The organism is Kitasatospora setae KM-6054 (assembly GCF_000269985.1).
GTDB lineage: Bacteria > Actinomycetota > Actinomycetes > Streptomycetales > Streptomycetaceae > Kitasatospora > Kitasatospora setae.
This window is the reverse complement of record NC_016109.1, coordinates 624,674-650,182: the sequence shown is the minus strand read 5'-3', so window position 1 is coordinate 650,182 and position 25,509 is coordinate 624,674. Positions and strand designations below refer to the sequence as shown.

Here is a 25,509-nt window from a genome sequence, read left to right as displayed (position 1 = left end):
CGCCCGAGGTGCCCGGGGATACGGGGCGAGGGAAGCGACAGAGAAGAGACAAGGGCGATTTATCCGTTTCTGTCCGGCCCGGCCGGTTAGCCGTGTCGGTAACGCACCACTGTGCCCAGATTCGGAGGGACACCGATGACTGCCGACGACACCCGCCCCGACCTGCCCGGCACGCCGAGTGCCGGCGAGCCCACCGTGGAGGAGCCGGTCGAGCCGCGCCCGCCGCTGCCGCCCAAGCCCGACCAGGCCGCCCCCGAGCCCCGCTCGGCCACCGGCCGCGGCCCGCAGGACGACAGCGGCCCGGCCCGCGCCCAGGCCGGCGCGTACCTGACCAACGCGCAGGGCACCCGGCTCCCGGACTCCGACCACTCGCTCAAGGCGGGGCCGCGCGGCCCCGTCCTGCTCCAGGACCACCACCTGCGGGAGAAGATCACCCACTTCGACCACGAGCGGATCCCCGAGCGCGTGGTGCACGCCCGCGGCGCCGCCGCGCACGGCGTGTTCGAGAGCTACGGCGCGGGCGCCGGGCTCAGCAAGGCCGGCTTCCTCGCCGCCGGGGCCAGGACCCCGGTGTTCGTCCGGTTCTCCACCGTGCTGGGCTCGCGCGGCTCCGCCGACACGGTGCGCGACACCCGCGGCTTCGCGACCAAGTTCTACACCGACGAGGGCGTCTTCGACCTGGTCGGCAACAACATCCCGGTGTTCTTCGTCCAGGACGCGATCAAGTTCCCGGACGTGGTGCACGCCGCCAAGCCGCACCCCGACCGGGAGATCCCGCAGGCGCAGTCCGCCCACGACACCTTCTGGGACTTCGTCTCGCTGCACACCGAGGCCACCCACCACACCCTCTGGAACATGTCCGACCGGGGCATCCCGCGCTCCTACCGGACGATGGAGGGCTTCGGCGTCCACACCTTCCGCCTGGTCGACGCCGAGGGCGCCACCTGCCTGGTCAAGTGGCACTGGAAGCCGAAGCTCGGCGTCCACTCGCTGACCTGGGACGAGGCCCAGCTGATCGGCGGCGCGGACCCCGACTTCCACCGCCGCGACCTGTACGACGCCATCGAGGCCGGCGCGTACCCGCAGTGGGAGCTCGGCGTCCAGGTCATGCCCGACACCCCGGAGCAGACCTTCGAGGGCATCGACCTGCTCGACCCCACCAAGTTCGTGCCCGAGGAACTGGCCCCCGTGCAGCCGCTCGGTCTGATGACCCTGCACGCCAACCCGACGAACTTCTTCGCCGAGGTCGAGCAGGTCGCCTTCCACCCCGGCCACCTGGTGCCCGGCATCGACGTCACCGACGACCCGCTGCTGGCCGGCCGGCTGTTCTCCTACCTCGACACCCAGATCACCCGGCTCGGCGGCCCCAACTTCGCCCAGATCCCGATCAACCGCACCCACGCGCCGGTCAACGACATGCTGCGCGACGGCTTCCACCAGGACGCCGTGCACACCGGCACCGCCCCCTACAAGCCCAACTCGCTCGACGGCGGCTGCCCGTTCTTCGCCGGCGCCGACCCGCACGCCTTCATCGAGCACCCGCAGCCCGTCCCGGCGGCGCACAAGGTCCGGGAGCTGCCGGCCTCGTTCGACGACCACTTCAGCCAGCCCCGGACGTTCTGGGCCAGCATGACGCCGGTCGAGCAGGAGCACATCATCGCCGCCTACGGCTTCGAGCTGGGCAAGTGCACCGAGCCCGCCGTCCGCGAACGCAACCTGCGCGTGCTCGCCCGGATCGACGACCGGCTGTGCGCCGAGGTCGCCGCCGCCCTCGGCCTGCCCGCCCCGGAGCCCGAGGCCGCCGAGCCGCCCGCCCGGCCCAGCCCCGCGCTCTCCCAGCTCGGCCGGGAGTGGCCGGTCGCCGGACGGACCATCGGCATCCTCGTCGGACCCGGCACCGACCCCGGCGTGCTCGACGACGTCCGCAGCGCGGCCCTGGCCGCCGACCTGGTGCCGCTGGTGGTCGCCCCCTCCGGCGGGGACCCGGCGGAGGTGCAGCGCAGCTTCGCCACCGCCCGCTCCGTCGAGTTCGACGCCGTCCTGCTGGCCGGCGCCCCCGCCCCCGCCGCCGACGCGGCCCCCGCCCGCGACGCCCGCGCCGCCGGACCGCGCACCCTCCTCGACCCGCGGCTGGCCCTGCTGCTCGGCGAGACCTGGCGGCACGCCAAGGCAATCGGCGGCTGGGGCGACGCCCGCGACGCCCTCGCCGCGGCCGGCCTCCCCGCGGACGGCCCCGGCGTCGTCCTCGGCACCGACCCCGTCCAGGTCCTGCGCGAGGTCGCGGACCTGCTCGCCGGGCACCGGGTCTGGGACCGCTTCCCGCCGCCCGCGGCCTGACCCGCCGACATTCCCGGTGTGACGGAAGGATTTTCGTACCGCAGGGGGCATGGGTCGGCGATCACGGGGCACACGGCGGACGTACCGATGTGAAGCCGTACGAAGGAGACAAATCGTGGTCCCGCTCCTGCTGGTCCTGCTGCTCGCCCTGCTCCTGTTCGGCGCCGGTTTCGCGGTGAAGATCCTCTGGTGGGTCGCCGTCATCGTGCTCGTGGTGTGGCTGGTGGGCTTCGTCGCCCGCGGCACCAACGCGACCGGTGGCCGCGGCCGTTGGTACCGCTGGTAGCACCTGGAACCCGGCACCGACCACCGGGGCGGCGGCGGAGGCGAAGACCTCCGCCGCCGCCCCGGCGTCTGTGGGCCCGGCCCGCCGGCCCCGTCAGGTCCCAGCCGGCCCGGGGGGCGGGCTCACCAGGGGGACGGGCGCGCACGGGTGTCGTCCAGCAGCGGCGGGGAGAGCGGCTGCCACTCGATCATCATGATGGTGGCGTCGTCGGTCAGGTTCTCGTCCTGGTGCTCCAGGATCGCGTGCATCAGCCGCCGCAGGGTCTCCGGCGCGGTCTCCCCGGCCCCGGCGGCGCGGATCACGAAGTCGGTGAACCGGGCCAGGCCGAAGAACTCGTGATGGGCGCCCTTCGCGTCCACCACCCCGTCGGTGTAGAGCAGCAGCCGGTCACCCGGCTTGAGCGAGAAGGTCCGCACGGACCGCGGCGCGCCGGTGTGGTGGCCCAGCCCCAGCGGCAGCTCGCCCGGACCGTCGAGCGCGCCCTCGACCACCTGGCCGGAACGGATCAGCAGCGGGTGCGGATGTCCGCAGTTCGCCCAGTGCAGGGTGCCGGTGGCGATGTCCAGGCGCAGGAACAGGCCGGTGGCGAAGCGGTCCGGGAACCAGTCGTGCAGGGCCCGGTCGATGGTGTCCACCAGGTCCGGCAGGTCGGCGCCGTTGCGGCGCGCGTTGCGGCAGGCCGCCAGCGCCAGCGCCGCCGTCAGCCCGGACGCCAGGTCGTGCCCCATCGCGTCCAGCACCGCCGCGTGCAGCACCCCGTCCGCCAGCGAGTGCTCGAACGCGTCACCGCCCAGCCGGTAGGCCGGCTCCAGGACGGCGGTGGACACCGCGCGGTCGGTGCAGACCGTGCGCGGCGGGAGGAAGGCCCGGAGCATCTCGGACGGCAGGCTCATGGTGTCCGCGCGGGTGCCGTGCGCGTAGCTGTCGCTGGTGTCCCGCTTGGAGGTGATCACCATCGCGAGCACCGACGCCAGCAGCCGGCAGCGGCGGACCGCCTCCCGGTCCAGGGACGGCGTGCGCAGCCCCAGCACGCCCAGCCGCTCGGCCCCGTCGGTCAGCGGGAACCAGGCCGCCAGCCCCGTCCCCTCGTCCTCCGCGACCCGCATCGACCCGGTCCGGAACGCCCAGCCCGCCAGCGTCCCGTCGATCGGCAGGTCCGGGCCCTCGGCCAGGGCCACCAGCCGGTGCTGCTGGATGTCCGCCAGTTATCACGGGTTTGACGGTTCTTCCCAGCTCAGAGGGGTGGACGACCATCCGGGGTCAGCGAAAGGTCAGCAAGTTCCCGGAGGTACAGCCGACATGGCAACCACAGGCCTCACCCGCGGCATGGGCAGCTTCTTCAAGGAGTGCGAACACCCCGAGTCCCGCTGGACCAGGTGTCCCCACGAGTACAAGATCAGGTACCGCAACGCGGCGGGGCAGCAGACCGAGGAGTCCGGGTTCGCCACCCAGGAGAAGGCCAGGACCAGGCTCGCCGAGGTCTACCACGCGCGCAAGAACTCCCCGCAGAGCCAGCGCAAGGCGGAGCGCGTCCAGAAGTACGGCGGGACGCACTTCTCGGCCTACACCGCCGAGTGGCTCAAGGGGCAGCGCCACCAGGCCCCGTCCTCGCTGCGGACCATCGAGTCCAATCTGAGGAACCACCTCCTCCCGGTGTTCGGCAGCCGCCGCATGGGCACCTTCGACCACAAGGTGGTGGAGGCGTTCATCGAGACCATGGAACGCAACAACGTCGGCCTCGCGGCCCAGAAGCAGGCATTCGTCCGGCTGAGGACCATCCTGCTGGACGCACACCGGCTCGGCCTGTACGAGGGCAGCCCGCTGGACGGCGTCCAGCCCCCGCAGTACGACCCGAAGCGCGCGGTGATCCCCTCCCTCGCCCAACTGGCGGTGGTCCGGACCGCTGGCGACGACGCCTTCAACCTGGTCGCCGAACTCATGAGCGGCTGCGGCCTGCGCAACGGCGAAGCACTGGCGGTCAACATCGACAACATCGTCGCCGACGACGTCTACCGCGTCACCGAGCAGGTCAACCATGCCACCAAGACCTACGCACGCCTCAAACACCGCAAGGTCGACGAGTACCGCGACGTGCCCCTCCCGGCACGCACCAAGCGCGCCATCGAGCAGTACGCGCACACGCACGGGGCGGTGGACGGCTACCTGCTGCGCAACCCCAAGGACATCAATCAGGCCATGCCGCACTACATCATCAGCAACCAGTGGCGAAAGATCAGGGTTTCAGAGGGCGTTAAGTCCGTTTCTGGTAGCGGCCGCGTCCGGGTTGGTCGAGGATTCCCTGGCGGACGAGTCGTCCCAGGCGGGAGCGGGTGACGTTGATCGAGGGCTCGTCGGTGGGCAGGCCGAGGAGTTCGTGTGGTTCGCGGACCCGGAAGACCTGCCGGGGATGCTCGTTGAAGGCGGTCACGATGCGCTGGTGGACGGTGGCGGTCTCCGCGGGGGCCGGTTCGTGGCCGGGCAGGGCGAGGTCGTCGATGACCTTGCCGGTGGTGACGATCTCGGCGAGGCGGGCCTCTGTCTCGGCCAGGGCTGTGGTGAGTTGGTCGATCTGTTCGCGCGGGCAGTCGGCGCGTGCGGCGGTCTCGTCGTGTTCGGCCTGCGGCGGCCGCAGGAGTTCGGTGACGTTCACGCGGCCGGCTCGACGTCGTCGCGCCAGGCGGGGCTGGGGGTGGTGAGGCGGCGGAGCATGCCGGCGGTGGAGGCCCAGTAGACGCGGGAGGCGGCGTTGTCCAGCCGGTGGTCGTAGTCGCGGGCCAGGCGCCGGTGGAGCATGAGGGTGCCGTTCGTCCGCTCGACCACCCACCGCTTCGGCTGGGGAACGAAGCCTTTGCCCGCGTCGTCGGGGTTGCGCCGGACCACCTCGACGATGATGTCCTTCACCGCCCCGTGGATGATCACCGCGTCCTTGAAGCCCTGGTCGACCAGGGCCTTCTCCAGACGCATCCCGCACCGCACCGCCGCCTGGTCCAGCAGGGCGATGCCGGCCTCGTTGTCGTGCGCGCTCGCGGCCAGGACCACCACGCCGATGACCAGGCCCAGCACGTCGACGGCCAGTCCCCGCTTCCCGCCGGGCGTCTTCTTGTTCGCGTCCAGCCCCGTGGTCGCCTTCGGCACCCCGGCCGCCACGCGGACGGACCGGGTGTCGATGATCACCGGGGACGGGTCCTCTCATCGCCGGGCCCGCTCCCGCACCCGGCAGCGCAGGATCTCCTGGATCCGCTGGTCAAGGCCGTCCTGGCGCCACAGTGTGAAGTAGTAGAACACCGCCGACCAGGCCGGTAGGTCGTGCGGCAGGAGACGCCACTGACAGCCCGTCCGGTTCTGGTACAGCAGCGCGTTCACGACCTCGCGCAGGTCGCAGGAGCCCGGGTCCCCGGTCGCCGACCGCGAAACCCGCTCCTGCTTCCAGGCGGTGACCAGCGGCTCGATCAGGGCCCACTGCCCGTCGGACAAGTCCGTTGAGTACGGCATCCGTTCCATGCCCCGGACCCCATCATGCACACGACACGCCAGTCAGCCCAAGCAACTCCGTACCCACGAACGGGCGACACCAGAACATCCAGAAACGGACTTAACGCCCTCTCATGTGGGCCTGACCCTTTGACGACACTTCCTAGCAGTCGATCGTACAAGGATCAATAGGTGAGCCACGAAGGCTGGGCATGTTGCAAAGGTCACCTTGAGCGATGGCCCGTTCGGCTGCGGTAAGCAGCGCCCGGTGGCCGGCCTGGAGTTCTACCTGCCGTCCGGACCCAGTCGATCAGCACGGGCGGGGCGCAGGGCTCGGCGCAGATCAACGTGCTGGTGCCGGCTGTCCTGCCGTGGCTGCTGGAGCGCGCCAACGTGATCCACCAGTGCGGCCCGGCCAACGAGGCGCCGCTGCGCGAGCACACCCGCCCCTGCCCCCGCACCTTGCCGGGCACTACCTACTGACCGGCTACACCGTCACCCCCGACCACCTGCGCACCGCGCTGACCCCGCTGCTCGCCGGCCCCGACCGGTGCGCCGCGATCGCCGCCCGCGCCCGGGAACACGGCCGACCGGACGCCGCCCAGCGCCTGGTCGACGTCCTGTTCCGCGCAGTCGCCAGCAGTCGAACGAAGCCGTCGTCGGGGCCCCTCCGATAAACAGGGCGGACCCCTGATGCGCCAACTACGCTAGGAATTAGGGATTCTGCGGAACACTCACCACCGATACGGGCCACCGCTTCCCGCACTGTCGGCGGTGCCGCGCGGGTAACCCCCGGCACATCCTCCGGCGGCCAACGGGCTGAAGTGAACACCACGAGCCTCATGAACTCCGCCGGGCGGGGGCGAGAAGCCGTGCACCGACTCGTGAAGGGGGACACCGTGTCCGCGAAAGCACCGTCGATCGGCCTGGTCTCCGGTTACCTGCTGCGGCTGGTCCGCGAGAGCATCCCGCGTACCCAGGAGGGCCTGGCGGAATCCCTGGGCCTGGACGTCGGCACCGTGCAGGGCTGGGAGTCCGGCCGCCGCCCGCTGCCCCACCTGCGTACGGGCGACTACCTCGACCTGCACCGTCGCCTGGCCTTGCTCGGCGCCGACCCGCTGCTGCTCGCGCACAGCGGTGCGGCGCTGGACGCCGACCGCGTCCTGGCCGCCGTCCTCGACCCGCCCGCCGAGACCGGCCGCCACCCGCTGGCCGGGTGGGTCCAGCCCCGCGACACCGCCCTGCTGATCGCCTGGGCGCTGCGCGGCACCCCACCGCCGGCCCTGGCCGCCCGTGCATCCCGGCCCCGGCGCGGCCCGGCCCGCCCCGGCCCCCTGTTGCCCGCCGCTGATCGCGCCCGGTTCTTCACCAATCTGCGCGCCACCGCCGAGCGCGCGACCGCGGGCGGGCACGGCGGACTGCTGCACCGGCAGACCCTCTATCTGGCCTCGTACGACACCGCGCCCGATGCCGCCGCCTGGTCGGAGCAAGCCTTGCGCGGCATGCGGCCCGCGCTCGGCCGTCGCGGCTACGGTCCCCGCTCCATCGAGGCCCGCACCGTCGCCACCGTCGCCGCCCGCCAGGGCGACCCCGACCAGTTGCGGCACTTCATCTCCACCGCGCTGTTGGACGATGAGCACGGCGAACTCGCCAACCTCGCCTACTGGGCTCTGTGGCTCGGAGCGATGCCCGCCGACCAGAGCGACGACGGCTTCATGCACCGCCCCGACCCCGCGAGCTGGGACCCGATCCGCCTCTTCCGCGCCCTCGTCTCCTCCTTCCACCTCGCCCCCGGCACCGTCGACCTGTACGTCCACTCGATCAGCACCCTGCTCCGCCTGTACCCGTGGCTGCCGCACGCAGCACCGGATGCCGACCAGGCGTTCGGCGCATTCACGGTCCAACTCCTCGACGGCGCCCTGATCTCTCCGACGTCCCGCCGCGACCTGGGCCGCCTGCGCTACGGTCGAGCTGACGGTTGACGAACAGCCAGGAGGACTGCATGGAGCGCGAGTTCGACGGTGAAGGAGCAGTCGGCGTCGCCCGGCTCCTGTTCGAGGCCGGCTCCCTGCGCGCCCTGCCGCGCACCGGCTGGCGGCAGGACGGCATCCCCCTGGCCGCCACCGAGACGGTGGCCGAGCACAGCCACCGCGTGGCCGTCATCGCCGCTGCCCTCGCGGCCCTGGAGGGCGCGGATCCGAACCGCACCGCCCTGCTGGGCACGCTTCACGACGTCCCCGAGGCCCGCACCGGCGACCTGACCCCGCTCACCCGGCGGTACGTCACTGCCGCCGACCCCCGCAAGGTCGTCGCCGATCAGACCGCGGCGGCCCCCTCCGCCGTCCGGGGCCTCTTCGCCGACGCGATCGCCGAGTTCGAGGAGGGGACGACCCCCGAGGCACGCTGCGCCAAGGACGCCGACAAGCTCGACTGCCTGCTGCGCGCCGTCGAGTACCGGGCCGCGGGCGTCCCGGCGGTCCAGGGCAAGATCGACCGCTGCCGCGCGGCCCTCACCACCGCCTCGGCCCGGCGGATCGCCGACGCCGCGCTCGCGCTCGACCCCAGCGACTGGCAGGTCGCGCCAGCCTGACGAGCCGGGGCGGGTCCTACACCGTGAGCTGTTTGGCCAAGGCACGGTTCACCAGCGGGTCGCGGCCGGGGGCGTACGACGGGATCGGCTGGTAGCCGAGGTGTGCGTAGAGCGCCAGCGCGGCCAGGTTCCGGCTGCCGGTCTCCAGGATCGCGCGCCGTGCCCCGATGCCGCGCGCCTGCTGCTCCAGCCCCCGGAGGATCGCGCTGCCGATGGCGAGGCCGCGGGCGACCGGGGAGACGTACATGCGTTTGATCTCCACGGTGCCGGGCGCGACCAGGTGCCAGCCGCCGCAGCCGAGCGCCTCGTCGTGCCCGTCGGCGTGGGCGATGAGGAACAGTCCGTTCGGCGGCACGAAGTGGGCCGGGTCGGCAGCGCGCGGGTCGTCGGCGAAGCCGTACAGGGCGAGTTGCTCCGCGTGGAGCGCGGAGGTGAGGCGCTGGGCCTCCGGGTGGTCGTACGGGACGGTGGAGAGAGCAGCAGCGGTGACAGCGGGGCGGGCGAGTCCGGTCGGCGTCATAGGCCCGATAGTGCCCTGTCGATTCGGTCCAACGCATCAATTCCCGTGGGGGATTTGATCCGGCTGCCTGCGTGCCGGCGGAGGTCCGTCAGCAGGTTGCGGCAGCGGACGGACTGGACCGCGGGCACGTAGGCGGTGAGCCGGCCCAGCGTATCGAGGGTCGCTTCGGTGTCGTGGGCGAGGAGGTGGGCGCGGGCGAGGTGGACGCCGTGCAGGAGGGCGGAACGGGTGTAGCCGCTGGTGGGCCCGTGGGCGGTGAGAGGCGACAGGAGGCCGTGGGCCTCGGCCAGCAGACGGCGACACCGGCCCGGGTTGGCGGCCGCGAGGTCCACGAGGCCCTGTCCGTTCTCGGCGGCGACCTGCTCGGCGGTGAAGTAGTAGAGCGACGGTGGGTCGTCGTCGCGGCGGTGCTCCAGGTAGGCGAGGCAGCGGTCGGTGGACGTCCGGAAGGCGTCGATGTCGCCGGCGGCGGCGTGGGCGGTGGCGAGTCGGCCCAGGGCGCGGGCACGGACGGTGGGCACGCTCCTGGCCGCCGTTTCGACGGCCGCCTCGGCGAAGCGGATCGCCGCGGTGGCCTTCCCGCCGGCCGCGTGCTGGTACGCGAGCATGCCGAGCACGTTGGCGACGGTGTCGTGGTCGGCGCTGGCGCGGGCGAGGCGGATGGCGAGCAGTTGGTAGCGCTGGCCCGACGGTGAGAGGTCCGCGTCGAAGGCCATCCATCCGGCGAGTTGGGCGAGTCCGGCGGCGGTGCGCAGGAGCCGGGTGCCGATGTCCGGGGTGTAGCGGCTGTTGCGCAGCAGCGCCAGGACGCCGTCCAACGCGGTGCGGACGTAGCGCTGGGAGATGGCGCCGCCGCCGGTGGCGTCGTCGAGGCGGCGCAGGTCAGCGAGGTGGGATTCCAGGACGGCCATCATCGGCGGCAGCACGTGGTCGGTGCCGCTCTCGCGACCGGTGCTGTGGACCGCCTGCCGGTCGGCGTCCCAGACCGCGATGAACAGGTCGTCGGCCGAGCGGAGCGTCGCCTGGGTGGCGGGGTCGATCGAGTTCCACGCGGTAGCGGTCGCCAACACCGCGGGCAGCGAGTGCCGCCCCAACAGGCCGTCGGTGACGGTCCGCTCGTCGCTTCGGGCGACCGGTTCGGGCCGGCCCCAGAGCATGGCCTGGCTGTAGCTCCGGCCGGTCCTGTCCGACAGCACGGTGGCAGCCAGGCGGCGCACGGTCTCCGAGCGGGGAACCGCACCGCGGCTCCAGGCATGGGCGGCGGTCAGGTCGAGCCGCCTCTCGCCGAGGCCCGCGAGCTGTCCGTTGATCACGCGGACCAGGTCGCGGGGCGACCAGTCCGCGATCTTGAGGGCCTCCGCGAGAACCGTCCCGGGGCGCTCGCCGGCAGCTGTCGCCTCGCCTCCCGACTGGGACTCTCCGAGCGTCATCACGCGGCGACGGTACGTCAAATCCCCTGCTGCGTGAGCCAATTCGCGGCTTTTCACGCTGACCACGCGGAGTTCACGACGCTCGCGCCGTCCACCCCTGCCCATCGGCCGCCGGGGGGTGTGTCGTGGGGTACCCGCACGACGCTGCCGACGGCGCCGGGAGCGGCAACCCGTACTGCCGGTGAGTGTTTCCCAACATCGCCGCTTCCTAGCGTAGTTGGCGCATCGCGGGCTCGATTCGGCGTCGGGGCGACTCGACCGGTCGGCCCGCCGGGCGATCGCGGATGCGGCGCGCTGGCAGCGGAGCAGCCCTCTCGGGGCGCTCCGGCTCACATCTTGAGGAGGAGAACCATGGTGATCCCTGTATTGGTGCCCCCTGGCGCAACCGCGCCGCCGACGGGGGAGAATCCGGTCGTCGCGGAACTGCGGGGCGGCGACTTCCGAGCAAGGCGAGACCTGGGCCAGCACTTCCTGCGCTCCCCCGGAATCGCGACGCGGCTGCTGGAGCTGGCTGGCCTGCACGCCGGGGACGCGGTGCTGGAGGTCGGGGCGGGCCTGGGCACGCTCTCCGCCGCGGTCGCGCGGGCCGGGCACCGGATCTGGGCGGTGGAGAAGGACCCGCGGGTGGCCGAGGCGCTGTGCGCGGCGCTCGAACCTTACGGCGAGCGGGCCCGGCCGCTCCTGTCGGACGTCCGGGCGGTCGACCTCGACCGCGAGCTGCCCGTCGGCACGGTGTTCTTGTCGATCCTCCCGTTCGACTGGCCGCTGGCCTTCGGGATCGCCGCCCACGTGTTCGGCTCCACCGCCAAGGTCGCGCGCGGCCTGGCCGTGCTGCCCGCGGCAACGGTCGACCACACCGCGGCCGGGGACTGGTTCGGTGCCGGCCTGCGGCTGGAGGAGGTCGACGGGATCTCGCGCGATGACTTCTGGCCCCAGGCGGCCGTCCCGCTGCGCGTCGTGTCGATCACGAGGTGCTGAGCGTGGACGAGGCGCTGGGGATCAACACCGTGACGGTGGTGGCGACGGGCTGCTTCCACTCCGCCGTACCGGACAGCACGGGGATGCTGGCAGAGGTCCGGGCGCTGCGCGAGCAGGGCGCGCTGGTCGTGGATGTCGGCGACTTCTTCGGCGGCAGCGCCTTCCACGAGTACTCCCGGGGACGTACGGAGGAGCGGCTGCTCGCCGACCTGTACGACGCCGTGGTGCCCGGCAACCACGACCTGGTCGACCTGATGCGGCTCCACGAGCCCGAGCGGTTCCCGCCGGTGGTGTGCACGAACCTGACCCCGCCGCCGGCCTTCGCCGGGCGGTGGGAGCGGGGGCTGCTGCTGGAGGCGGCCGGTAGGCGCATCGGGGTCGTGGGTGTACTCGGCGTTCAGGCGTTCGGGGCGGTCCCAGCCGCCGAGCGGGACGGATTCGTGTTCGAGGAGCCGACCCCGGCCCTGCTGACCGCCGAGCGGGACCGGCTGCTGGAGGCGGGCGCCGACGTGGTGGTCGGGCTGAGCCACAGCGGCTTCGAGGCGGACGTGGCGCTCCAGCTCGCCGGCGGGCCGCTGGAGATCGTGGTGGCCGGGCACTGCCACAGCCCGACGGGCCACTGGGCGATCCCTCCGCGGTACGTCGTCAAGCCGCCCGAGTGCGGCACCGGTGTGCTGCGGATCGAACTCGGCCCGGCCGAGCCCTCGTTCGGCATCGAGTACACCGGCGGCCGCGAGGCCCCGCGCGGACTGGTGCCGCCCTACGTACGGGAGGCCGTCGGCGCGTTCCGGGCCTGGGGCAGCACGGCGATCGGCCACCTGGCCGCGCCGGTGCACGACCGGCACCGGCTCGCCGAACTCGTTGCGGAGCGGGGCCGGCGCGCGGCGGGCGCCGACGCCTTCGTCCTCAACCTCGCCACCCTGCGCACCGGACTGCCCCGGCACGTCGACCGGCAGGCACTCGTGGCCGCCGCGCCCTTCGACACCGCCCTGGTCGTCCTGGACGGCCCGCGCACCGCCGAGCAGGTCGCCGCCCTGGCCGAGGCCCGGGGAGAGAGCCCCGTCACCGCCGGGACGACCATCCGCCCCGGCACCGTCGCCACCACCGCCTACCTGGCCGAGCGCCTCGGGCTGCCGGCCAGGGCGCTCGATTCGCCGCGCACCCTGCGCGGCCTGCTCACCGACCACGTCAAGGAGGCATCGTGACCGCCCCACAGCCGCTCCCCGCCGCCGGTTTCCTCAACCGCCCCACCGCGCCGCGCGCCTTCGCCGAGCACATCACCGGCGACGGCGACGGGCGCGCGCTGGTCGCCTTCGACCCGGCCGACCACCGGCTCAACCAGGAACTCGCGCTCGGCCTGCTGTCCGCGCTGGGCCCCGTGCCGGCCGTCTACCCGGCCGACGGCTGCTGGAGCAGCCTCCAGGTACGCACCGAGGCCGACCCGGGCCGCACCCACGGCACCGGGGAGAACCAGCTCCACGTCGACCTGGTCGACCGCGACCTGATCCCCCGCTACATCGCGCTGTACTGCGAGCGCGAGGACCCGGCGGGCGGCGGGGCCTCGGCCCTGGCCGACCTGCGGGCCGCCGCCACCGAACTCGGCGACACCGAAAGGGCGCTGCTCCAGCAGCCGGTCTTCTCCTACTGGACCGACCAGGGCGTGCACGGCGTCGGCGACCCGCTGGAGCGCTTCGCAGTCCTGCCCGAGCGGCTGGAGCCGGGCCTGCCGATCCGGTTCACCAGCAAGATGCGCCCGCACCTGCTGCGCGGCGAACTGCTGGAGGGCACCGGCTCCGCCCGGCAGGAGACGGCCGCCGCGTTCGGCGCCCTCGCCGACGCCGCGCTGCGCCACCGCACCACGGTCCGGCTGCGCCCCGGGCAGCTACTCGTCTTCGACCAACTGCGCTGGGCCCACGGCCGAATGCCGCTCGGCGAGGGCCAGGAGGCGATCGAGCCGGGACGGCGGCGGCTGCTGCGCCAGGCCTACGTACAGGGCGGTGCGCGGTGATCCTCACCGGTTCCGCCATCGCCGACGCGGTACAGGCCGGCCACATCACCATCGAGCCGTTCCTGCCGCAGCACACGAACCCGAACAGCCACGGCTACCGGCTCGGCGACACGCTCAAGGTGTTCACCCGCACGCCCGTCGACCCGCGCACCAGCCCGCCGACCCGGACCGTCACGATCCCGGCCCGCGGCTACCGGCTGCGGCCCGGCCGGGTCTACCTCGGCTCGACCGTCGAGCGCATCGGCTCCGACCGCTACGTCACCAGCCTGATCGGCCGCTCCTCCGTCGGCCGCCTGGGGCTGTTCACCCAGATCTCCGCCGACCTCGCCCAGCTCGGCGCGGTCCACCGCTGGACGCTGGAGATCGTCGTCACCCAGCCCCTTCGGGTGTACGCGGGCATGGTCATCGGCCAGGTCTCTTTCTGGGACGCGGTCGGCGACCACATGCCGTACGGCGGGTACTACGGCACCCTCAGCGACCCGTCCCCGTTCGCTCCCCACGCCCTGGCGGGCGGCGCAGCCGTGCCCTTCCCGGAGGTGAGCGCCGCGTGATCCTCACCGGCCCCCAGATCGGAGCGGAGGTCGAGGAGGGGCGGATCGCCATCAGCCCCTTCGACGCCTCGCTCCTGAGCCCCAACTCCTACGACTTCCAACTCAGTTCGGACATCGGCTGGTACGCGCGGCACTGGTGGGGCGGGCACACTCTCGACTGCCGCCGACCCAACCCGTTCGTGCGCGCCACCATCCCCGAGGAGGGCATGGTCCTGCGCCCCGGCCGGATCTACCTCGCCTCCACCGCCGAGACGATCGGCTCCGAACACTTCGTGCCGATCATCCGGGCCCGCTCCTCCACCGCCCGCACCGGGTTGTTCGTCCACTGCACCGCCGACCTGATCGACCTCGGCTCGCTCGGCCGCCTGACCCTGCAGTTCCACGCCGTACAACCCGTGCGCGTCTACCCGGGCCAGCGGATCGGCCAGGTGACCTTCTGGGTGCCCACCGGCCGCCGGGAGCTCTACCGCGGCAAGTACCAGGGCAGCACCCTGCCCGAGCCGTCGCAGATCTGGCGCGACTTCCGAGCGGAGGATCCCCGTGGCAGCTCCGCCTGAACACGTCGTCGCGGTCGTCGCGCACCCCGATGACGCCGAGCTGATGTGCTACGGCACCCTGCTCCGCTACCGGGAACAGGGCGCGGCCGTCACCGTCGTCGTCGTCACCACCGGAATCAACGGCGTCTCCCTCGCCGATCGCGGCCTGGGCGTCAGCCTCACCGGCCGGGAGCGGACGGACGAATCCGCAGCCTCCTACGCCGGCAGCGGAATCGACCTCGTCACCCTCGGCTTCACCGACGGCGCCCTGGTGCCCGACCGCGAACTCGTCTCCCACATCGAGGCGGAACTCGCCCGGCTGGGCTGCACCGTCCTGATCACCCACAGCCTGCACGCCGGGCCCGACCACCAGGACCACCTCGCCGCCGCCCAGGCCGCCGTCAACGCCGCGACCCGGATCGGCACCTGCGCAACGATCCTGCACGGCCAACCCCACGCCCCCAGGGGCGACTTCCACCCCACCGTCCTGGTGGACATCACTGACCTGCTCCCCGACAAGGTCAAGGCCCTCGCCGCCCACCGCAGCCAGGCCGGCCGCTGGTACCTCGGCGCCGAGTTCACCCGCCACCGCGCCGCCGAGGCTGGCTGGAGCCTCGCCCCGGTCCGTGCCGCCGCCGGACGCCGCTTCGAGGCGTTCGAGACCTCCCTGATCAGCCTGCTCGCCCCCGAGGGGGACCGATGAACAACCGGCTCTACATCGAACAGCCGCCGTTCGCCCCGTGGTTGGGCTTCTGCGAGGCCCTGTTCGCGTGCTCCACCGTCGCCCTGTACGACAACGTCCAGTACGAGGACGGCGGCTTCCAGAACCGCAACCGGATCAAGACCCCGGACGGCGTGAAGTGGCTGACCGTCCCGGTGGTCAAGAACCACGGCCAGCTGATCAAGGACGTGCGGATCGCCGACGCCTTCGACCCGAACAAGATCCTCCGGCAGGTGCGGCTCGCCTACGGCCGCAGCCGCCACCTGGACGAAGTACTGCAGGTCCTCGCCCCGGTGCTCGGCGCCGGGCACCGGTGGCTGCTCGACCTCAACCTCGACCTGAGCACGGGCCTGGTCGCCGCCCTCGGCGCGCCCGCCCGACTCACCCTCACCTCCCGGCTCCCGATCGAGCCGACGGCCGACCGCGCCAGCCGGATCGCGCGGATCTGCCAGGCCGCCGGGGCCGACGAGCTGTGGGCCGGCTCCGGCACCCGCGGCTACCTCGACCCCGCCGACCTCGCCGCCGACGGCATCGCCGTCACCTGGAACGAGTACCTGCCCCGGCACCCGGTCTACGAGCAGGCGTGGCCCCAGCAGGGCTTCACGCCGAACCTGTCCGTCCTCGACACCGCCAGCGCGATCGGCTGGGCCGGCACCTCCGCCCTGCTGCGCAACGGCCTCGCTGCCTACCTCGACTCCCTCCAGCAGGAAGGACAACCCGCATGAGCGCCACCGCCCGGCTGCGGATCACCACCGGCATCGACCTGCCGCTGGCACCCTCCTGCGGCTCAATGATCTTCTGCTCCGACCTGTACCGGGAGATGGCCGACCGCGCCCGCACCACGTTCCTCGCGCTCCCGCCCGCCGATCCCGCCTGGCAGCACGGCTTCGAGGAGACCGTGTTCGCCACCGCCGCCAAGGCCCCCTACGGTCCCGGCTTCGCGGCCTACGTCGACGCCCTGACCGGCGAGGTCCGCCGACACCTCGACCGGGCCCGCCCGGACGTCATCCACGCCCAGCACCTAGGCTTCGGACTCTCCCTGGCCTTCGTGCGCGCCGCCCAGGGCACCCCGGTCGTCGCCATCGCCCACGGCACCGACGTCATCGCGGCCGACGCCGACCCGCTCGCCCGCGACGTCCTCACCGAGATCGTCGCGGGCGCGACCACCGTCGTCGCCCCCAACCACGCCCTCGCCGAGCGGATCGGCGACCTGACCGGCCACCGCTACCGCGACAAGATGGCCCTCGTCCCCTGGGGCATCCCCCTGGCCCGCGCTGCCCGTACCGTCCCGGCCACCCACACCGACACCCGCCCGCTGCGGCTGCTGCACGCCGGCCGCCTGGACGCCAACAAGTCCACCCGCACCGCCGTCGAGGCGATGGCGCTCACCGACCACCGGCACGAGCTGACCGTCATCGGCAGTGGCCCCGAGCAGGACGCCCTCCAGCAGCAGGCCCGGGACCTCGGCCTCACCGGCCGCGTCCGCTTCGAGCCGTTCGCGCCCCGCGATGCCCTGTGGCAGCGCTTCGCCGACTTCGACGCCTTCGTGTTCACCACCTCCGGCCTGGAGGCGTTCGGCCTGGTCGCCATCGAGGCCCAGGCCCACGCCCTGCCCGTCATCTACTCCGACGTCGCCGGGATGACCCGGACCCTCGGTGCCGCCGGCCTGCCCTATACCCCCGGCGACGCCGCCGACCTCGCCCAGGTGATCGACAAGCTCGCCGCCGACCGCACGCTGCGCGCCGAGCTGAGCACCGCGGGCCTGGCCAACGGCTCCTGCTACGGCATCGTCCACAGCGCCCACCGCCTCGACCAGGTCACCCGCGACGCGATCGGAGCCGCCGCGTGACCACCGCACCAGCCCCGCTGTTCGCATCCCGGCTGTTCCCCACGCCCCGCCCCCGCGCCACTGACCCCACCGCCCCGACCAAGGACCTGCTCGAACACCTCGGCCTCGTCGGCCGCACCGACACCACCGGCGTGCACACCCTGCTCCCGCTCGGCCTGCGCGTGCGCGACCAGCTCGACCGCATCACCCGGGACGCCTTCGAACGCAACGGTTTCAACAGCCTCGCCCTGCCCACCCTGCAGAGCCGGACTCTGTGGGAGGAGTCCGGCCGGTGGAAGGTCTACACCGCCGAGGGCGCGCTGGTCACCACCCGCGTCGGCGGCGCCGACATGTGCCTCGCGCCGACCTCCGAGGAGATGGCCACCGCCACCGTCCGCTCCCACCTGCGCTCCCACCGCGACCTGCCGGTGCGCCTGACCCTGAACACCACGAAGTTCCGCGACGAACTCTCGCCGCGCGGCGGCCTGATGCGCGGCAGGGAGTTCACCATGGCCGACGCCTACACCTTCGACCCGGACCGCGCGGGCATGCTGGAGTCGGTCCGCCTGCTTAACAGGGCCTGCACCGACGCCCTCACCGGCATCGGCCTGCACGGTGTCTTCCAGGCCCCAGCCGACGGCGGAGCCATCTCCGCCGGCCCGACCACCGAACACCTCGTCCTCGCCGACTTCGGCCAGAGCAGCATCCTCGCCTGCGACCACTGCGGCCACCGCGGCGACGGCACCGTCCTGACCGCCGCCTTCCCCCGCACCGCCCCCCGCGGCGAACCCGTCGTCAACGTCATCGTCTTCGCCGTCACCGGCCCGGACGACGCCACCCGGCCCACCGCGGTCTGCATCCGCTCCGACCTGACCATCAGCGTCCGCAAGCTCACCGCCGCCCTCGGCTCCGGCCACCACGTCGAACTCCTCGACCCCGACGAACTGCCCGCCCTGCTCGGGAAAGCCGCCGGCACCCTCACCCCCTGGGACTGCACCGGAATCGACGTCCTCCACGACCACTCCGTCACCCACCTGGAGCGCTTCACCATCGCCGACGGGCCCGACGGCCTGCGCACCGGAGCGTCGTGGACCGGCGCCACCGGCCTTGCGCCGCTCGCCCTCTACCCCGCCGACGTCCACACTGCCGCCGACGGCCTGGACTGCGGGCGCTGCTCAGCCGGACGCTACCGGGCCACCGAAGCCGTCGAGGTCGCGCACGTCTTCGAACTCGGCACCCAGTACTCCGGCAAGATGCACCTCACCTTCACCGACGACAACGGCATCCAGCGCACCCCCTACATGGGCTGCTCCGGCATCGGCCTCACCCGCTGCATCCAGACCCTGGCCGGCATCCACCGGGACGCAAACGGCCTGCGCTGGAAGCCCGGTACCGGCCCCGCCGACGTCCACCTCGTCGTCCTGCGCTCCGACCAGGCCGAGCAGCAGGAACGCACCGACCGCACCGCTCGCCGGCTCCAGCAGCTCGGACTGCGCCTGCTCATCGACGACCGGCCCCTGCCCGCCGGGGAGAAGTTCCACTACGCCCAGGCACTCGGCGTGCCCACCGCCCTCGTGCTCTCCCCCCAGCGCGCCGACGGGGAGCTGGAGGCCATCGACCGCTGGACCGGCCGCCGCAGCACCATCACCTCCGACCAGCTCCACACCCTGCTGAGGAGCGCCGCCTGACCTGACCGCCGACCACGGCAATTCCGGCACCGGAAAAGAAAGGCCCGGTGCCGGAATTGCCACGCCAAAATTCGGTTGAAATGGCTTGGCGATTGGGCATTGACGGCCCTTTCGGGAATGCGCTAGCGTTACTTTCATTGCGGGCTGGAGCTCAACGGAAAGAGCATGGCATAAGTGTTGCCAAGGAGCTGGTTCGAACCCGGCCAGCCCGACCACTGCCCCGCCGCCGCCGTCCGGCGGCCGAAGATGCGCCGCCCCGGACCTGCCTGCTGGCCCGGGGCGGCAGGGTTTCCCGGCCCGCCGCCGCCCCCCGCTCCGGGGGTGCCAACTTACTCCCGGAAAGGCGGCGGACGGATTTCTCGAAGCGGGCCTGACTTTCCGGAAACCTGCTACGCTCTACCGCGTGAATCGGAAAATTGGAATCACCGGCGGTGCGAGCGCCGGTCATGTCGTCCCCGCCCTGGCCGTGGCCGCCGAACTGCGGCGCGCGGAATGCGAACTCGTCTATTTCGGCCGAGCCGGAAGCATCGAAGCGGACCTCGCGGCGAAAGCCGGCATCCGGCTCGCGGCCGTCCCCTCGGCGGGCCTGCAGCGCTTCCGCTCCTGGAGCAACCTCGCCATGCCGCTCACCGTCGCCCGCGGGGTCTTCGCCGCCTGGCGGGCGCTGCGGCGCGAGAGGCCCGACGTCGTCTTCTCCAAGGGCAGCTACGTGTCGGTGCCGGTCGGGATCGCCGCCTGGCTCACCCGTATCCCCCTGGCCATCCACGAGTCCGACCACACCCTCGGCCTGGCCAACCGCATCCTCGCCCGCTTCGCCACCTCCGTCTTCCTCGCCGAGGACACCCCCGGCCTGCCCCGGTGGCTCAGCCGCAAGACGGTGGTCACCGGCCTGCCCCTGCGCGACGACCTCGCCGACGGCCGGCCCGAGGACTTCCGCGCCCGCCTCGGCATCCCGGCCGGGCCGCCGGTGCTGCTCGTCTTCTGCGGCAGCAGCGGCTCCCAGCGCGTCAACGCGGCCGTGCGCCGCCAACTCGGCGGCTTGACCAGGCACTTCTCCGTCGTCCACATCTGCGGGCGCGGCAACCTCGACCCGGCCCTGGCCTCCGCGCCCGGCTACTGGCAGCAGGAGTACCTGCACGGCGACATGGTCGACGCCCTCACGCTCGCCGACCTCGTCATCGGCCGGGCCGGAGCGACCACGCTGGCCGAGCTGCACGCGCTGGCCAAGCCCGCCGTCCTCGTCCCGCTGCCGGCCTCCGTCAGCCGCGGCGACCAGCTCGACAACGCGAAGGCGTACGCCCGGCACGCCACCTGCCTCGTCGTCGCCGACGAGGAGATGGCCGACGGGACCCCTCTGCTGCGCGCCTGCGAGCAGCTGCTGCCCGCGCTCGGCGGCAACCGCCGCCGCCCCGCCCCCGAAGCTGTCCGCCGCACCGCCCGGGACATCGCCGCCCGGACGATCGCCCTCGCCCGCCCGCGCGGGCGGCACGCCCGCTGAACCACCCCGGGCTCAGGCCAGGCCCTCCGGAAGGTCCCCCCGGAACAGCACGTGCACGTGCAGGTGCTTCGACTCCTGGTACACGCCCTCGTTCGTCACCACGCACGCCGCCCCGTACTCCTCGCGCACCCGCGCCGCCACCGCCCGCACCACCCGGAAGACGTCGACCAGGTCCTCCTCCGTGCCGTCGCCCAGGTTCACCAGCGACGGGATGTGCTTCTTCGGGACGACCACGATGTGCACCGGGTAGGACGGCCGGGTGTGCTCGAACGCCAGCACCGAGTCGGTCTCCTCCACCACCTTCACCGGCGTACGGCCGTTCAGGGCCTCGTCGCAGTAGAAGTCCGAGACCTTGGGGGCCTGGGGTGCTGAAGTCGTCACGATGCACCTGTCCTTGGCGCTGCGGCCGGCCCAAGCAGGGGGTGCTGGAGATGCCGCAGACGTAGAAGTTAACCAATTAGCGAACCAGCGTAGCTGCGACTGCTGACTCATCATCAATTTCCTTGACTCTTAAGAGGGCGTTAAGTCCGTTTCTGGATGTTCTGGTGTCGCCCGTTCGTGGGTACGGAGTTGCTTGGGCTGACTGGCGTGTCGTGTGCATGATGGGGTCCGGGGCATGGAACGGATGCCGTACTCAACGGACTTGTCCGACGGGCAGTGGGCCCTGATCGAGCCGCTGGTCACCGCCTGGAAGCAGGAGCGGGTTTCGCGGTCGGCGACCGGGGACCCGGGCTCCTGCGACCTGCGCGAGGTCGTGAACGCGCTGCTGTACCAGAACCGGACGGGCTGTCAGTGGCGTCTCCTGCCGCACGACCTACCGGCCTGGTCAGCGGTGTTCTACTACTTCACACTGTGGCGCCAGGACGGCCTTGACCAGCGGATCCAGGAGATCCTGCGCTGCCAGGTGCGGGAGCGGGCCCGGCGATGAGAGGACCCGTCCCCGGTGATCATCGACACCCGGTCCGTCCGCGTGGCGGCCGGGGTGCCGAAGGCGACCACGGGGCTGGACGCGAACAAGAAGACGCCCGGCAGGAAGCGGGGACTGGCCGTCGACGTGCTGGGCCTGGTCATCGGCGTGGTGGTCCTGGCCGCCAGCGCGCACGACAACGAGGCCGGCATCGCCCTGCTGGACCAGGCGGCGGTGCGGTGCGGGATGCGTCTGGAGAAGGCCCTGGTCGACCAGGGCTTCAAGGACGCGGTGATCATCCACGGGGCGGTGAAGGACATCATCGTCGAGGTGGTCCGGCGCAACCCCGACGACGCGGGCAAAGGCTTCGTTCCCCAGCCGAAGCGGTGGGTGGTCGAGCGGACGAACGGCACCCTCATGCTCCACCGGCGCCTGGCCCGCGACTACGACCACCGGCTGGACAACGCCGCCTCCCGCGTCTACTGGGCCTCCACCGCCGGCATGCTCCGCCGCCTCACCACCCCCAGCCCCGCCTGGCGCGACGACGTCGAGCCGGCCGCGTGAACGTCACCGAACTCCTGCGGCCGCCGCAAGCCGAACACGACGAGACCGCCGCACGCGCCGACTGCCCGCGCGAACAGATCGACCAACTCACCACAGCCCTGGCCGAGACAGAGGCCCGCCTCGCCGAGATCGTCACCACCGGCAAGGTCATCGACGACCTCGCCCTGCCCGGCCACGAACCGGCCCCCGCGGAGACCGCCACCGTCTACCAGCGCATCGTGACCGCCTCCAACGAGCATCCCCGGCAGGTCTTCCGGGTCCGCGAACCACACGAACTCCTCGGCCTGCCCACCGACGAGCCCTCGATCAACGTCACCCGCTCCCGCCTGGGACGACTCGTCCGCCAGGGAATCCTCGACCAACCCGGACGCGGCCGCTACCAGAAACGGACTTAACGCCCTCTGAGGAGTGAGGCGAGGGTGGCTGCGGCTTGGTAGGACACGGCGGTCTTGTCGTACCTGGTGGCGAGGCCTCGCCACTGCTTCAGGTGGTTGAAGCAGCGTTCGACGACGTTGCGGTGCTTGTAAAGCCGGCGGTTGAACGCGGTTGGGCGACCGCCACGGCTGCCGCGCCGCAGGCGGTTGGCGATCTGGTCGGCTCGCTCGGGGATGGTGTGGCCGATGCCGTGCTGTCGCAGCCAGGTTCGGATCGCCTTGGAGCTGTAGCCCTTGTCGCCCAGGACGTGGTCGGGACGGGTTCGGGGCCGTCCTGGTCCGATCCGGGGCACTCGTATCGCGTTCATGACGGCGGTGAACTGGGTGCAGTCGTTGGTGTTCCCGCCGGTCAGGACCATGGCCAGTGGTCGGCCGAGGGCGTCGACGGCCAGGTGGAGTTTGCTGGTCAGTCCGCCCCGGGAGCGGCCGAGCGCCTGGTTTCGGGTCCCCCTTTTCGCGCGCCGGCGGCGCTCTGGTGGGCCCGCACGACGGTGGAGTCGACCGACACGAGCCAGTCGATGTCGCCGGCCGCGTCCGCCTTCGCCCGCGCGGCCCGCAGCATCCGGTCGAAGGTTCCGTCCTCGGCCCAGCGCCGAAAGCGGGTGTGCAGGGTGGCCCAAGACCCGTATCGCGGTGGCACATCCCGCCAGGCCACCCCGGTCCGGAACTTCCACACGATCCCGTTCAGTACCGTTCGGTCGTCCAGGCGTGGGCGACCTGTGCCGGGCCTGGGAAGCAGCGGCTCCACCAGACCCCACTCGGCATCGGAAAGTTCATGGCGACGTATCACCTCACCATGATCCATTACCCAAGATCACTTTGACGACACTGCCTAGCGAAGCCCGCTCGATCGCCTCGCGGACAGTCTTTCGCCCCGGGCCGCCGGTGGCCCGGCTGTTCCCGTCAACCTGACTCCTGGTCAGCGCACTTGGACCGCTCGACACCGAGGCATGCAGTTCCAGAGCCAGTATGTCCCCCTCGAATTGCTGGTAGCGGACGAGGTCGATCCGGCGGTTCATCTCGCCGATCGCGTGGACGTCGTAGCGGCTGTACCCCGAAGCCACGCAGATGATCCGCAGACCGCTCCAGTCGACACCGTCGGCAGCCTCGGTTCCGAGCTGGCGTGCCACCAGGGCCTCGAACTCGGCCTTGTGGTCCCGCAACCAGGCGGAATAGAAAAGCGCTTGGTTGATCACGTTCTCGCTGCGCGACCGCTTGTACTCGATCACCACCGGGCTGCCGTCCTCGTCGAGGCCCAGCGAGTCGATCCGGCCACCGTGGACCGGTCCGGTGGAGTACTCCGAGGCGAGGAACCGCACACCAAGCATGGTGCCCATGTTCTGCTCGATCAAGGTCTGGAGATGCCGCTCCAGCTCCACCTCCGAGCCGGCAACTTCCTCGGCCGACCCGCCGTCAACCCGAAACAGGCGCAGACCCGTCATTTCTCCCCCGAAGCCAAGCGATCATGGTGATAGTCATCGTCGGTATGTGTCATCTATCGGCGGTAGTCGCACGCACCAGCGCCTCGAACTCCAGCCGGCTGCTCTTCAACCACGTCAGGTACGACAGCGCCTGCGACACGACCCCGCTGTCGCTGCCCTTCTTGAACTCGACCACCACCGGAGAGCCGTTCTCGTCCATCCCCAGCGAGTCCACCCGCCCCCGGTGCCATGGCCCCGTCGGGTACTCCGACGCCAGGAACCGGATACCCAGCATCCGCTCCATCCCGGCCTCCACCCGCCGCTGCAGCTCCACCTCCAACGCCACCGTCGAGCCCCGCACCTCCACATCCCGGCTGTCCACCCCGAGCCTGAACATCTTCAAATCGCTCACCCAGCGTCCCCCTTCGTACGATCGTGCGAAGAGACCAATCGCAAACAGCGGCTCCGTATTCCGATTCGGACCATGGCTCGAGAAGGAATGATCAACTCGCAGGGGAGGGACTGTCGATGGTGGTAGCGACCAACCCCCGCGAGCGCGGGGCCGAGGGCCTGACCACTCGTCACGAGCAAGAGGAGATGGAGCAACCCCCGCGAGCGCAGGGCCGAGGCCTGGGTGATGCCGGACAAGAGCCGGCCACGGGAGCAACCCCCGCGAGCGCGGGGCCGAGGACGTCAACGAGACCGACCTCGTCAAGTCGGTGGAGCAACCCCCGCGAGCGCGGGGCCGAGCTGGTGCATCCCGGTCACGCTACTCGGTTCGTAGAGCAACCCCCGCGAGCGCGGGGCCGAGGGTGGGTGGCGTTGCCGCACGGGCCCTCGTCCGGAGCAACCCCCGCGAGCGCGGGGCCGAGCCCGTAGCCCGGCTGAGCGCCAGGCCCTCATCGGAGCAACCCCCGCGAGCGCGGGGCCGAGTGCGGTCCACCGGATGGATGGGGCGGGCCCGCTGAGCAACCCCCGCGAGCGCGGGGCCGAGTTCAGGGTGTCGCCGATCCCGCCGAGGCCGATCGAGCAACCCTCGCGAGCGCGGGGCCGAGGGCCAGGAACAGCGCGCGGCCGTCGGGGATGGGGAGCAACCCCCGCGAGCGCGGGGCCGAGCGGGAGCCGGTCGCCCGGCCCCAACTCTCCCGAGAGCAACCCCCGCGAGCGCGGGGCCGAGCGGAATGGGTCGGGCAGACCGGCACGCCCAGAAGAGCAACCCCCGCGAGCGCGGGGCCGAGCCGGGGCGCGCGCCGGTGAGCCCGGTCCAGCGGGAGCAACCCCCGCGAGCGCGGGGCCGAGCAGCAGCAGGTCCTTGAGCGTGGCGCCGGGCGAGAGCAACCCCCGCGAGCGCGGGGCCGAGTACGCCTTGTCCTCGGCCGGGGTCGTGCCCCGCGAGCAACCCCCGCGAGCGCGGGGCCGAGTCACCCACCAGCGTGGTCAGCCTGTCCACCGCGGAGCAACCCCCGCGAGCGCGGGGCCGAGCTCGTCCGCATGACGTCCGCCCGCCTCGCCGAGGAGCAACCCCCGTGAGCGCGGGGCCGAGATGCCCCGCGAATATGCCATCTGTGTGACAGAAGAGCAACCCCCGCGAGCGCGGGGCCGAGCTCTCCGCCCCGGCGGCGGGCGCCCCGGGCCGGGAGCAACCCCCGCGAGCGCGGGGCCGAGACGAGTCCGATCCTGGCCAGGATCGCGAGACCCGAGCAACCCCCGCGAGCGCGGGGCCGAGGCCCGGCTGACCATC

23 protein-coding genes, 1 tRNA gene, 4 pseudogenes and 1 CRISPR repeat array (1 of these 29 running past the window's edge) are annotated in these 25,509 nt (G+C 72.2%); of the genes and pseudogenes, 19 read left to right on the top strand and 9 right to left on the bottom strand.

Going from position 1 to position 25,509, the window contains the following annotated elements:
• Positions 1 to 135 precede the first annotated feature (135 nt).
• A complete protein-coding gene (locus KSE_RS02770) occupies positions 136 to 2,337 on the top strand; it encodes a catalase (RefSeq protein WP_014133742.1) in 2,202 nt (733 codons plus the stop codon).
• A 115-nt stretch (positions 2,338 to 2,452) separates the two neighbouring features.
• On the top strand, positions 2,453 to 2,623 hold the full coding sequence (locus tag KSE_RS02765) for a hypothetical protein (RefSeq protein ID WP_014133741.1): 171 nt from the start codon (positions 2,453 to 2,455) through the stop codon (positions 2,621 to 2,623).
• A 122-nt stretch (positions 2,624 to 2,745) separates the two neighbouring features.
• Here KSE_RS02765 and KSE_RS02760 read toward each other — a convergent pair whose 3' ends face one another.
• The gene (locus KSE_RS02760; protein ID WP_014133740.1) at positions 2,746 to 3,801 is read right to left on the bottom strand and encodes a PP2C family protein-serine/threonine phosphatase; all 1,056 of its coding nucleotides are present in this window, start codon (positions 3,799 to 3,801) and stop codon (positions 2,746 to 2,748) included.
• A gap of 121 nt (positions 3,802 to 3,922) precedes the next feature.
• Here KSE_RS02760 and KSE_RS02755 point away from each other — a divergent pair, with 121 nt between their 5' ends.
• Positions 3,923 to 4,957, top strand: coding sequence for a tyrosine-type recombinase/integrase (locus KSE_RS02755; RefSeq protein WP_014133739.1), 1,035 nt, complete (start codon positions 3,923 to 3,925; stop codon positions 4,955 to 4,957).
• On the opposite strand, the gene KSE_RS02750 is transcribed toward KSE_RS02755, so the two are convergent.
• Together KSE_RS02750 and KSE_RS40815 are read right to left on the bottom strand one after the other, a co-directional pair.
• The gene (locus KSE_RS02750) at positions 4,875 to 5,273 is read right to left on the bottom strand and encodes a hypothetical protein (RefSeq protein WP_193365913.1); all 399 of its coding nucleotides are present in this window, start codon (positions 5,271 to 5,273) and stop codon (positions 4,875 to 4,877) included. The genes KSE_RS02755 and KSE_RS02750 overlap by 83 nt on opposite strands.
• A pseudogene (locus KSE_RS40815) lies at positions 5,270 to 6,124 on the bottom strand (IS5 family transposase). Before KSE_RS40815 ends, KSE_RS02750 begins: the two are co-directional and overlap by 4 nt.
• A 324-nt stretch (positions 6,125 to 6,448) precedes the next feature.
• Between KSE_RS40815 and KSE_RS46190 the strand changes: the two are divergent.
• The 3 genes from KSE_RS46190 to KSE_RS02730 all read left to right on the top strand — a co-directional run bounded on the left by KSE_RS46190 (position 6,449) and on the right by KSE_RS02730 (position 8,684).
• Positions 6,449 to 6,577, top strand: coding sequence for a hypothetical protein (locus tag KSE_RS46190; RefSeq protein ID WP_331457809.1), 129 nt, complete (start codon positions 6,449 to 6,451; stop codon positions 6,575 to 6,577).
• Between the two features lie 416 nt (positions 6,578 to 6,993).
• Positions 6,994 to 8,076, top strand: a complete 1,083-nt coding sequence (locus KSE_RS02735; RefSeq protein ID WP_231873113.1) for a helix-turn-helix domain-containing protein — start codon at positions 6,994 to 6,996, stop codon at positions 8,074 to 8,076.
• Between the two features lie 20 nt (positions 8,077 to 8,096).
• The gene (locus KSE_RS02730; RefSeq protein WP_014133733.1) at positions 8,097 to 8,684 is read left to right on the top strand and encodes an HD domain-containing protein; all 588 of its coding nucleotides are present in this window, start codon (positions 8,097 to 8,099) and stop codon (positions 8,682 to 8,684) included.
• A gap of 16 nt (positions 8,685 to 8,700) precedes the next feature.
• Here the strand turns inward: KSE_RS02730 and KSE_RS02725 are convergent, their stop codons facing one another.
• Together KSE_RS02725 and KSE_RS02720 are read right to left on the bottom strand one after the other, a co-directional pair.
• Positions 8,701 to 9,204 carry a GNAT family N-acetyltransferase gene (locus tag KSE_RS02725; protein ID WP_014133732.1) on the bottom strand — a complete coding sequence of 168 codons (504 nt, stop codon included), beginning with the start codon at positions 9,202 to 9,204 and terminating at the stop codon, positions 8,701 to 8,703.
• A complete protein-coding gene (locus tag KSE_RS02720) occupies positions 9,201 to 10,634 on the bottom strand; it encodes a hypothetical protein (protein ID WP_014133731.1) in 1,434 nt (477 codons plus the stop codon). Before KSE_RS02720 ends, KSE_RS02725 begins: the two co-directional genes overlap by 4 nt.
• A 369-nt stretch (positions 10,635 to 11,003) precedes the next feature.
• Between KSE_RS02720 and KSE_RS42655 the strand changes: the two genes are divergently transcribed.
• The 11 genes from KSE_RS42655 (at position 11,004) to KSE_RS02665 (ending at position 20,442) form a co-directional block, all read left to right on the top strand.
• On the top strand, positions 11,004 to 11,612 hold the full coding sequence (locus KSE_RS42655; protein WP_014133730.1) for an rRNA adenine N-6-methyltransferase family protein: 609 nt from the start codon (positions 11,004 to 11,006) through the stop codon (positions 11,610 to 11,612).
• A 2-nt stretch (positions 11,613 to 11,614) separates the two neighbouring features.
• A complete protein-coding gene (locus tag KSE_RS45580) occupies positions 11,615 to 12,817 on the top strand; it encodes a metallophosphoesterase (protein ID WP_269450282.1) in 1,203 nt (400 codons plus the stop codon).
• Complete coding sequence (locus tag KSE_RS02705; RefSeq protein ID WP_014133728.1) at positions 12,814 to 13,620, top strand: TauD/TfdA family dioxygenase; 807 nt, start codon at positions 12,814 to 12,816, stop codon at positions 13,618 to 13,620. Before KSE_RS45580 ends, KSE_RS02705 begins: the two co-directional genes overlap by 4 nt.
• Positions 13,617 to 14,171, top strand: a complete 555-nt coding sequence (locus tag KSE_RS02700) for a dCTP deaminase (protein WP_014133727.1) — start codon at positions 13,617 to 13,619, stop codon at positions 14,169 to 14,171. The genes KSE_RS02705 and KSE_RS02700 overlap by 4 nt, the downstream gene beginning before the upstream one ends.
• A complete protein-coding gene (locus KSE_RS02695; RefSeq protein ID WP_014133726.1) occupies positions 14,168 to 14,728 on the top strand; it encodes a dCTP deaminase in 561 nt (186 codons plus the stop codon). The genes KSE_RS02700 and KSE_RS02695 overlap by 4 nt, the downstream gene beginning before the upstream one ends.
• The gene (locus KSE_RS02690; protein WP_014133725.1) at positions 14,712 to 15,410 is read left to right on the top strand and encodes a PIG-L deacetylase family protein; all 699 of its coding nucleotides are present in this window, start codon (positions 14,712 to 14,714) and stop codon (positions 15,408 to 15,410) included. The genes KSE_RS02695 and KSE_RS02690 overlap by 17 nt, the downstream gene beginning before the upstream one ends.
• Positions 15,407 to 16,153: a WbqC family protein gene (locus tag KSE_RS02685; protein ID WP_014133724.1), complete on the top strand. Its 747-nt coding sequence runs from the start codon at positions 15,407 to 15,409 to the stop codon at positions 16,151 to 16,153. The genes KSE_RS02690 and KSE_RS02685 overlap by 4 nt, the downstream gene beginning before the upstream one ends.
• Entirely contained in the window at positions 16,150 to 17,277 is a 1,128-nt protein-coding gene (locus KSE_RS02680) for a glycosyltransferase family 4 protein (RefSeq protein WP_014133723.1), read from the top strand. Before KSE_RS02685 ends, KSE_RS02680 begins: the two co-directional genes overlap by 4 nt.
• Positions 17,274 to 18,944 carry a proline--tRNA ligase gene (locus KSE_RS02675; protein ID WP_014133722.1) on the top strand — a complete coding sequence of 557 codons (1,671 nt, stop codon included), beginning with the start codon at positions 17,274 to 17,276 and terminating at the stop codon, positions 18,942 to 18,944. Before KSE_RS02680 ends, KSE_RS02675 begins: the two co-directional genes overlap by 4 nt.
• A gap of 140 nt (positions 18,945 to 19,084) precedes the next feature.
• Positions 19,085 to 19,159, top strand: a tRNA-Thr gene (locus KSE_RS02670).
• 188 nt (positions 19,160 to 19,347) lie between these two features.
• Positions 19,348 to 20,442, top strand: a complete 1,095-nt coding sequence (locus tag KSE_RS02665) for a UDP-N-acetylglucosamine--N-acetylmuramyl-(pentapeptide) pyrophosphoryl-undecaprenol N-acetylglucosamine transferase (RefSeq protein ID WP_014133721.1) — start codon at positions 19,348 to 19,350, stop codon at positions 20,440 to 20,442.
• Positions 20,443 to 20,454: 12 nt separating this feature from the next.
• Here the strand turns inward: KSE_RS02665 and KSE_RS02660 are convergent, their stop codons facing one another.
• Positions 20,455 to 20,823 carry an HIT domain-containing protein gene (locus tag KSE_RS02660; protein ID WP_014133720.1) on the bottom strand — a complete coding sequence of 123 codons (369 nt, stop codon included), beginning with the start codon at positions 20,821 to 20,823 and terminating at the stop codon, positions 20,455 to 20,457.
• A gap of 235 nt (positions 20,824 to 21,058) precedes the next feature.
• Here KSE_RS02660 and KSE_RS39625 point away from each other — a divergent pair.
• A pseudogene (locus KSE_RS39625) lies at positions 21,059 to 21,913 on the top strand (IS5 family transposase).
• Entirely contained in the window at positions 21,910 to 22,308 is a 399-nt protein-coding gene (locus KSE_RS02645; RefSeq protein ID WP_193365912.1) for a hypothetical protein, read from the top strand. The pseudogene KSE_RS39625 and the gene KSE_RS02645 overlap by 4 nt, the downstream one beginning before the upstream one ends.
• Here KSE_RS02645 and KSE_RS39620 read toward each other — a convergent pair.
• The 3 genes and pseudogenes from KSE_RS39620 to KSE_RS02625 form a co-directional block, all read right to left on the bottom strand.
• Positions 22,305 to 23,134 (bottom strand): annotated as a pseudogene (locus tag KSE_RS39620) (IS5 family transposase). The gene KSE_RS02645 and the pseudogene KSE_RS39620 sit on opposite strands and share 4 nt — an antisense overlap.
• A 4-nt stretch (positions 23,135 to 23,138) precedes the next feature.
• Positions 23,139 to 23,789, bottom strand: a complete 651-nt coding sequence (locus tag KSE_RS02630; RefSeq protein WP_014133715.1) for a PDDEXK family nuclease — start codon at positions 23,787 to 23,789, stop codon at positions 23,139 to 23,141.
• 70 nt (positions 23,790 to 23,859) lie between these two features.
• Positions 23,860 to 24,180, bottom strand: a pseudogene (locus KSE_RS02625) (endonuclease NucS domain-containing protein); the annotation flags it as partial.
• 127 nt (positions 24,181 to 24,307) lie between these two features.
• Positions 24,308 to 25,509: a CRISPR direct-repeat array (repeat unit 28 nt; unit sequence GAGCAACCCCCGCGAGCGCGGGGCCGAG) (it continues 1,144 nt past the right edge of the window).

Coding starts and splice junctions, on each gene's coding strand:
- KSE_RS02725 (WP_014133732.1), bottom strand. CDS start 9,204: ATGACGCCGACCGGACTCGCCCGCCCCGCTGTCACCGCTGCTGCTCTC.
- KSE_RS02685 (WP_014133724.1), top strand. CDS start 15,407: ATGAACAACCGGCTCTACATCGAACAGCCGCCGTTCGCCCCGTGGTTG.
- KSE_RS02755 (WP_014133739.1), top strand. CDS start 3,923: ATGGCAACCACAGGCCTCACCCGCGGCATGGGCAGCTTCTTCAAGGAG.
- KSE_RS02730 (WP_014133733.1), top strand. CDS start 8,097: ATGGAGCGCGAGTTCGACGGTGAAGGAGCAGTCGGCGTCGCCCGGCTC.
- KSE_RS02720 (WP_014133731.1), bottom strand. CDS start 10,634: ATGACGCTCGGAGAGTCCCAGTCGGGAGGCGAGGCGACAGCTGCCGGC.
- KSE_RS02770 (WP_014133742.1), top strand. CDS start 136: ATGACTGCCGACGACACCCGCCCCGACCTGCCCGGCACGCCGAGTGCC.
- KSE_RS02630 (WP_014133715.1), bottom strand. CDS start 23,789: ATGACGGGTCTGCGCCTGTTTCGGGTTGACGGCGGGTCGGCCGAGGAA.
- KSE_RS02680 (WP_014133723.1), top strand. CDS start 16,150: ATGAGCGCCACCGCCCGGCTGCGGATCACCACCGGCATCGACCTGCCG.